This window comes from Streptomyces sp. NPDC055078 (assembly GCF_053607985.1).
Genome location: NZ_JBSGUP010000391.1, coordinates 1 through 7732 on the forward strand (window position 1 = coordinate 1; position 7732 = coordinate 7732).

The 7732-nt window shown below is 67.8% G+C and carries 5 protein-coding genes and 2 pseudogenes; 5 read left to right on the top strand and 2 right to left on the bottom strand.

Annotated elements, in window-relative coordinates; translation table 11 throughout:
* Positions 1-302 precede the first annotated feature (302 nt).
* Together ACWF94_RS27010 and ACWF94_RS27015 are read left to right on the top strand one after the other, a co-directional pair.
* Positions 303-509: pseudogene (locus ACWF94_RS27010) on the top strand (IS110 family transposase); the annotation flags it as partial.
* Between the two features lie 177 nt (positions 510-686).
* Positions 687-896, top strand: a pseudogene (locus tag ACWF94_RS27015) (hypothetical protein); the annotation flags it as partial.
* Between the two features lie 122 nt (positions 897-1018).
* On the opposite strand, the gene ACWF94_RS27020 reads toward ACWF94_RS27015, so the two are convergent.
* Positions 1019-2437, bottom strand: a complete 1419-nt coding sequence (locus ACWF94_RS27020; protein ID WP_453493721.1) for an MFS transporter — start codon at positions 2435-2437, stop codon at positions 1019-1021.
* Positions 2438-2704: 267 nt separating this feature from the next.
* Here ACWF94_RS27020 and ACWF94_RS27025 point away from each other — a divergent pair, with 267 nt between their 5' ends.
* Positions 2705-3880: a CaiB/BaiF CoA transferase family protein gene (locus ACWF94_RS27025; protein WP_453493724.1), complete on the top strand. Its 1176-nt coding sequence runs from the start codon at positions 2705-2707 to the stop codon at positions 3878-3880.
* Here the strand turns inward: ACWF94_RS27025 and ACWF94_RS27030 are convergent.
* Positions 3832-4446 (bottom strand): TetR/AcrR family transcriptional regulator, encoded by a 615-nt coding sequence (locus ACWF94_RS27030; RefSeq protein ID WP_453493727.1) that lies wholly within the window; start codon positions 4444-4446, stop codon positions 3832-3834. The two genes, ACWF94_RS27025 and ACWF94_RS27030, sit on opposite strands and share 49 nt — an antisense overlap.
* A gap of 126 nt (positions 4447-4572) precedes the next feature.
* On the opposite strand from ACWF94_RS27030, the gene ACWF94_RS27035 reads away from it, so the two are divergent.
* Positions 4573-6219 carry an AMP-binding protein gene (locus ACWF94_RS27035; protein WP_453493730.1) on the top strand — a complete coding sequence of 549 codons (1647 nt, stop codon included), beginning with the start codon at positions 4573-4575 and terminating at the stop codon, positions 6217-6219.
* Positions 6220-6231: 12 nt separating this feature from the next.
* Positions 6232-7446 (top strand): acyl-CoA dehydrogenase family protein, encoded by a 1215-nt coding sequence (locus ACWF94_RS27040; RefSeq protein WP_453493732.1) that lies wholly within the window; start codon positions 6232-6234, stop codon positions 7444-7446.
* The last annotated feature ends 286 nt before the right edge of the window (positions 7447-7732 follow it).

Sequence of the window (7732 nt, forward strand, 5' to 3'; positions counted from 1 at the left end):
GCACCTCAGAGGGTCAACACGGAATTTCCTATGGCCACTCATAGGCCGAATCAATGAACCCTCTTCAGGCGCAGAATTGTGAGGGGAGCACGGCCCGTGCCACGAGCGACGAGAGTCTTGGCATCAAAGTAGAACGGCCTGCCTTGAGGGCGCTTCCCCTCCGGCGCGCGGCGCCGTCCACGGCGCCCGGGAACTTCGCGGTGCCGGTGCGGCGTTCGAGCCGGAAAAGCTCTCCGTGACGTGGGTGTGGCAGCTCGATGCCGAGGCAAGGCCGGACGAAAGCGTGATGGAGGGGCCTGCACGTGATCGACATCGGCAGAATCGACGTCTTCCTCGGTCTGGACGTCGGCAAGGGCGAACACCACGCCACCGCCTTCACGCCAGCCGGGAAGAATGCCTTCGACAAGCGCCTGCCCAACAGCGAACCAAAACTGCGCGGGGTCTTCGCGAAACTCCAGGCCAAAGAACTGGTCGCCGGTGCCCTCGCGATGGCGGTCACCGCCCGCACACCCCTGATCAGCTGCATCGAGGGCTTCTACAACCCCTGGCGCCGCCACTCCGCGAACGGCCGGCTCAGTCCAGCCGAGTACGAGCGCCGACACACACCACGAACATCAACTACCCTCACCAACGCTGCCGCACAAAACGCAAGCCCACCCGTGTCCACCGAACCGAAGCAACTCCAGTCCGGGCTGCGGTCCTTCGACCTCGACCGGCCCAAGTCCAGGATGAGCCTCTACCGCGTGGTCCGCGCCGAAGGCCGGCGCGGCGGCCTGGTCGCCTGCCTCGACCCGGACCTCCTCGCCGAGCAGTGGCCCGGCCTGCGGTCCTTGATCAGCCGGTCCGTGCGCACTGTGTTGTGGGAGGAGGCGTTCCCGGAACTCGCGAACTCGCGTGCCCCGTGGGAACGTTCACTGACTCCACATCAGTTCGCCGAACACGGTGCCCCACGCCGCGAACACTTCGGCCGCGGGACGTCGGCGTGCGCGGGGCGCCCGGAGGCGGATGCCGGGTGCTGTTACCGGGTGACCGATTCCGGGTCCGCCGATTGCCCGGGACGGGGGTGCGCGGCGAGTCCGGCGACGTCGCGTTCGGGGTTGATGAGTGTGATCGCGATGACCGCTCCGACGACCAGGGTGATGCCGAGTGCGAGGAAGCCGTTGCCGTAGCCGGCCGCGGTCGTCTCACCCGCGCCGACGAAGATCCCGATGGCCAGCGGTGCGGCCAGGCTGCCTACGCTGTGGACCGCGATGACGATGCCGGTGACCACGCCGCGCTGCTTGGGCGGGACCACGTCGGAAAGCCCGGTGTAGGCCACGCCGTATCCGGCGGCGTTCAGGCAGGAGCTGAGCACGACCAGGGTCATCTGCGGCGCTCCGCGGTCGAGCGTGGAGAAGGCGATGGTGGTGAATCCGCCGAGCAGCAGCAGCCCGGCGGCGAGCCATCCCCGGGTGGCCCGGTTGCTCATGCCGCGCTTGGTCATGGCCTGCGAGACCACTCCGGTCAGCACGACGGCGACGGTCGCGCCCAGGTACGGCAGGACGACCAGGCGGCCGGCGGTGGTGGCGTCGTAGCCGAGACCCTCGCGCAGATACAGCGGGAGCCAGCTGATCTTGGTCGAGGTGGCGGCGTGCGACGCCACGAACAGCACCATGATGCCGATGACCGTGCCGGTGCCGAACAGCCTCCGCAGCGGTACGTGGTCGGGCAGCAGCGTCGGCCCGGCGGCCCGGCCGGCGCCTCCCTGCGCGGCTACCTCGGCCGGACCGTCGCGTCCGGCCAACAGCCACAGGACGGCCACGATGCCGCCGAGGCACGCCAGCACGGCGAACGCCATGTGCCAGGAGTAGGTGGTGATGACCCAGGTGAGGGCGGGGGCCGCGACCAGGGGCCCGAGTCCGGCCCCGGCGAAGATCAGCGAGCTGGGCAGGGCGCGCTTGTGGGCCGGGAACCAGGAGTGGACCACTTGCATCACCAGGGCGGTGGTGGGCCCCTCGGCGAAGCCGAGGACCACACGGCAGACGATGATGGCGGTGAAGCCGACCTGTCCGATCATCGGTGCGAGCGTGATCGCCCACACCGTCGCGATGCCGGCCAGCAGCCAGCGCGCCTTGACCTTGCCTCCCAGCCAGCCGCCCAGGACGGCGCCGACGGCGAAGAGCCAGAAGAAGCTGCTCTGGATGACGCCGAACTTCTCTGGGCCGATGCCCAGTTCCTCCTTGATCTCGACGCCGGACAGGCCGACGACGACCTTGTCGGCGAAGTTGACGAACATCAGGCAGACGAGAACGGCGAGGACGATCCACGCGCGGCGTCTCACCGCGGTGCTGTCGGTGCTGTCGGTGCTGTCGGTGCTGTCGGTGCTGTCGGTGCTGTCGGTGCTGTCGGTGCCTGGTCCGGGCGTCGGCGCGGAGTCGGCGTGCTGATCGGTGGTCATGGACGTTCTCCCTCGATGCGGGACGAAGTTCCTCTAGACGGTTTCGGAAGTGAATCGATGCTCACTCAGCAGGGCAAGAGCTTTGCCACGTTTGATCAGTGTTTGTGCGGGAGTACTCAGTCATGCTGACCCGGAAGGTAAATCACAGATCGGAGTGTGAGGGGATCGGCCGACCGGCAGGAGCGGTGCGATCGAATCTAGACACGATGTCGATTCTCGTCCAGACTGTCCGACATAAAACATCCCGTTTCAGTTAGGAGTCGCTCCGTGTCAACCGTTCATGGCTGGTCATTTCTCGCCGGGAAGCGCATCCTCGATCTCTCCCGCCTGCTGCCGGGACCCTTCGCGACCTCCCTGCTCGCGGATCTTGGCGCGGAGGTGATCAAGATCGAGGATCCGGAGGGAGGCGACCCGGCCCGCGCCCACCGCGAGCACTTCGCGACCCTCAACCGCAACAAGCGCTCGGTCACCCTCGACCTGCGCAGCCCTGCGGACCGGAGCGCCCTGCTGCACCTGGTGAAAGGCGCCGACGCCGTGGTCGAGAGCTTCCGGCCCGGCGTGCTGGACAAGATCGGCGTCGGCTACGAGGCCCTCAGCCGGGCCAACCCGGGCATCGTGCTGTGCTCGCTCACCGGCTACGGCCAGTCGGGGCCGTACGCGGACAAACCGGGCCACGAGCTCAACTTCCTCGGGCAGTCAGGGTTCTTCGCTGTTCCCGGCCGCCCCGATGGACGGGTGCTGCGGCCCGGCGTACGCGTGGGTGACCTCATTGGATCGATGTACGCGGCACTCGCTCTGTCCGTCGCCCTGGCGAGCGCGGAGCGCGCCGGCCGGGGGCAGCACATCGATCTCTCCCTCACCGAGGCAGCCACCGCCTGGTGTGCTCCCTACGCGCTTCCGCTGCGCCATCTCGACGACGCCACGGACAGCGGCATGGTCCAGGGCGACAACGACGTCTTCACCACCGCGGACGGAGGACGGCTGTCGCTGGCGACGTTCGAGGACAAGTTCTGGCACTCCTTCCGGACCGCCCTGTCGGAGGAGTTCCCGGGGCTCAGCACCGCCGTGTACGACCGGCGGGCGGCCCGGACCGCGGCCAAACGGGAGGTCGGGGAACTGCTCGCCGACGTGTTCGCGGCCCGCGATTACGCCTGGTGGGAGAAGCGGCTCACGGATCTCAACGCCCCCTGGGGCCCGGTGTACACGGACGCCGGGCAGTTGCTGGGCGACCCGCACGCCCAGGCGCGCGCGATGTTCGCGGACGTATGCGACCCGGTGACCGGGACGTCGTCGCCGCAGGCCCGCTTTCCCGTGCGTTTCGGTCTGGGTATGGAGACGTTCCGCGCCCCGGCCCCCGGGCTGGGCGAGCACAACGATGAGGTGCTCGGCGGGTTTCAGGGGACGTCGGGTGCGGTCTCCGGGGCGAATCCGGCGGCCCAGTAGCGGCCCCGCAGTGACAGATTGAGCAGCATCTCGGTCACCTCTTCCGGAGAGAGCGCAGGTGTGTCGGCCTCGATCCACCACGTCAGTACGGCCATCCACTCGCCGGCCCAGGCCCGCGTCAGCAGCTCCGGATCCATGCGCGGGGTGATGCCCAGATGCTCGCCGCGGGCCCGGAGCAGTTCCGCTCCCGCCCGAGTGCACACATCGGTGAACTGGCGCAGCGCCCGTCCGTCGCCCTCGCCGCGCAGGATGAGCCGGTAAAGGTCTCGTTCCTCCTGCGCGTGCTGGAAGATCTTCAGGAGTGGTTTGCCGGTGAAACCCGCCGAGGAAGTGGACACGAGCGGACGCAGTTCCTGGCGCAGTGCGTCCAGCAGGTCCGACACCACGCTGTGGAGCAGGTCGTCCTTGTCGGTGTAGTACCCGTAGAAGGTGGCGCGGCTCAGGTCCGCGCGCTCGGTGATGTCCTCGACCTTGACGCCCGCGTAGCCGTGCTCGATCACCAGGCTCACCAGTGCATCGCGCAGCGCCCGCCTGGTGCGCCGCGTGCGGCGGTCCTCCGTGGCCAAGTGACCCGACCCCTCCCTGTCCGAGTGCTGAGACCCCGCGATATTACCAGCTATTGACAGGATGGCCGTTACTGAACACGATGTATTAAATCATTCGCCGCGTATGATTCTGTGGGGAGCTTCTGGATGAACCTGGGCGGATATCTGAGTCGCAGCAGTACGTACTGGCCCGATCTGGAGGCGCTGGTCTGCGGCACCCGGCGCTGGACCTACCGCGAACTGGAGGATTCGACGAACCGCCTGGCCTCGGCACTCCTGGGCAGGGGACTGGCACCCGGCGACGCCGTGGCCACCTTCGCGGACAACCGCGGTGAGCTGGTCGAAACCGAGATGGCCCTCTACAAGAGTGGACTTCTGCGGGTGCCGATCAACGCACGCCTCGGCGCGGAGGAAGTGGCGCACATTCTCACCGACGCGGACGTTCGGATGATCTTCGTCGACACCGCCCACGCCGACCCCGTACTCCAAGCGATCGAGCGCGCCGGACTGGACTGCACCGTCGTCGACTACGAGAGCCGGGAGTACGAGAGCCGGGCGGATCACCGGGGCAGCACGGATCGGACCGCCGTCCGAGGGCACCGCTCCCTCGGCACCGCGACAGCGGAACGCACCGCCTCCACAACCGGCTATCAGGACCTGCTCGCCGAGGGCACCACCGCACCCGTCGCCGAGGAAGTGCCCGAGGACGATCCGGCTGTCCTCAACTTCACCTCGGGCTCCACCGGCAGACTCAAGGCCGCGGTCCAGACCCAGGGCAACCGGCTGGCCAACATGCGCAAGCGCATCATGTCCCCGGAAGGCCCCCCGTCCCCCGAAGAGCACTTTCTGGCGCCCGGCCCGATCACCCACGCATCCGGCATGGCCGTCCTCGCCTGTCTTGCCCGTGGCGCCAAGGTGGTCGTCCTGCCCGAGTGGGAAACCGCCGCCTTCCTGGAAACCGTCGAGGCGGAACGCATCACCTCCACGTTTCTGGTACCGACGATGCTCACGATGGTGCTGGCCCACCCGGACGTCGCCACCCGGGACCTCTCGTCCCTGCGGCACGTACGCGTCGGGGGCGCACCCGTGGCACCGCAGCGCCTGCGCGAGGCCATCACCACCCTCGGACCCGTCGTCATACAGGGATACGGACAGGGCGAGACCACCAGCGGTATCACCATCATGACGCGCGAGGACATGCAGCGCGCCGTCACCTCCGACCCGGACCTGCTGATGTCCTGCGGCCGGGCATGGTTCGACACCGAGGTCAGGGTCGTCGACGAGAACGGCATGCCCCGGCCCGCCGGGGTCACCGGCGAAGTGGTGGCCCGCGGACCGGACTGCGCCCGCGAGTACTGGAACGAACCCGAACTGTCCGCCGAGACCTTCCGTAACGGCTGGGTGCACACCGGAGACATCGGCTACTTCCGCGACGACGGTTACCTCTTCATCGTCGACCGCATCAAGGACATGATCATCTCCGGCGGTTTCAACATCTACTGCAGTGAGGTGGAAGCGGCCCTCTACGAACACCCGGCCGTGCTGGAGACCTGTGTCGTGGGCATCCCGGACGAACACTGGGGCGAGGCCGTCAAGGCGGTGGTGGTACGCAGACCGGGCACCGACATCACGGCCGGCGAACTCATCGAGTTCTGTGCGGGTCGGCTGGCCCGGATGAAGAAGCCCCGCTCGGTCGACTTCGTCGAGCGCCTGCCCGTCAACCGCAACGGAAAGCTCGACCGCCGAGCCGTCCGCACACCCTACTGGGCCGAAGCCACCCGTCGCGTCAACTGAACCGAGGCCGACATGCCCTTCACTCTGACCCCCGCGTACCCGGACAACCCCCGGCTACAGAACCTCACCGACCGCCTTCGGCACTACCTCCACGGCGAACTCGCCACGTACGAGGCAGAGATAGGAATCAAGCAGGAATCCCGCCTCACCCGCGGCATGCTCGAACCCGTCTGGCAGCGCTGCCGCGAACTCGGCTTCTACGGTGTCCATCTGCCACCCGAGCACGGCGGCCAGAACCTGGCATTCAGCGAACTCGCCGCACTCAAGGAAGAAGTGGGCGCTTCCAACCGGGTGCTGGCCGGCTCCGTACTCGGCGACATGGGCGGCCCGTTGCGCGCCGGCCCGATCCTCGACCACGCCACCCCCTACCAGCTGGAGAAATACCTCCTGCCGGTGATCCGCGGCGAGCGCGCCTGCTGCTTCTCCCTCACCGAACAGAACGCCGGGTCCGACGTCCGGGCCCTGCGGACCACCGCCGTACCGGACGGCGACGGCTGGCGGCTGACAGGCCACAAGGTCTTCAGCTCTGCCGGGCCGTTCGCCGATTTCTCGGTGCTCATCGCCCGGATGGGCGGCACGCAGAAGGAGTCGTACTCCGCCTTCCTCGTCGACCTCGACACAGCCGGATGCACCGTCGCCGACGGCGAGGTCCCCATGTCCGGACAGCATATGGAGAGCGACATCATCCTCGACAACTGCTATGTCGGCCCGGAACAACTCCTCGGGAAAGTGGGTGACGGCCTGCGCATCGGTCTCGGCCGTGTCACCGTCAACCGGCTGCTGCACTGCCCGACCATCCTCGGCCAGGCACGCCGAGCCATCGAACTGACCCTCGACTTCGTCACCACGCGGCAGGTCAACGGCGCCCCGCTGAGCCAACTGCAGTCCATCCAGCACAAGCTCGCCGACATGGCAACCGCCTACTACGCGGCCCGCAGTATGACCTACGACGCACTCACCGCCCTCGATCGGGGCGCGGAACTCCGCACCGAAGCATTCATGTGCAAACTCTTCGTGGCCGAGAACGCCTTCCGCATCGCGGACGAGGCCGTACAGATTCACGGCAAGGCGGGCCTGACCCAGGGCTCGGAAATCGAATGGCTCTTCAGACGACTCCGCATGTTCCGGGTGCTGACAGGATCGTCGGAGATCCAGAAGAACGGAATCGCCAGAAACCTGCTGTCAAACATGACGTCAGCCCAGCCGGGACGACCCTCAGCCGTATGACGGGACAGGCCCCTCTCCCCCGTCGCCGCACTCCTGGCGCCGGGGCGGGCGTGTGCGCCGTGGCCGCCTCGACGGTGCGATCACACCCGGCCCCGGCCCGGCAGATCGGTCATGCGTCGCTCATACGACCAGGGACACGGGCAGTCCGCGCACCACGGACCGGACCGCCCCAGGAGGCAACCATTAGTCCGTCCGCGCTCTCCACCATGTCGGCCTGGGTCTGTCGATCCTGTCCGGCTCGCACGCCGCACTGGTGCCGGACGTCCTGGAGCGGCTGCGTGCCGCC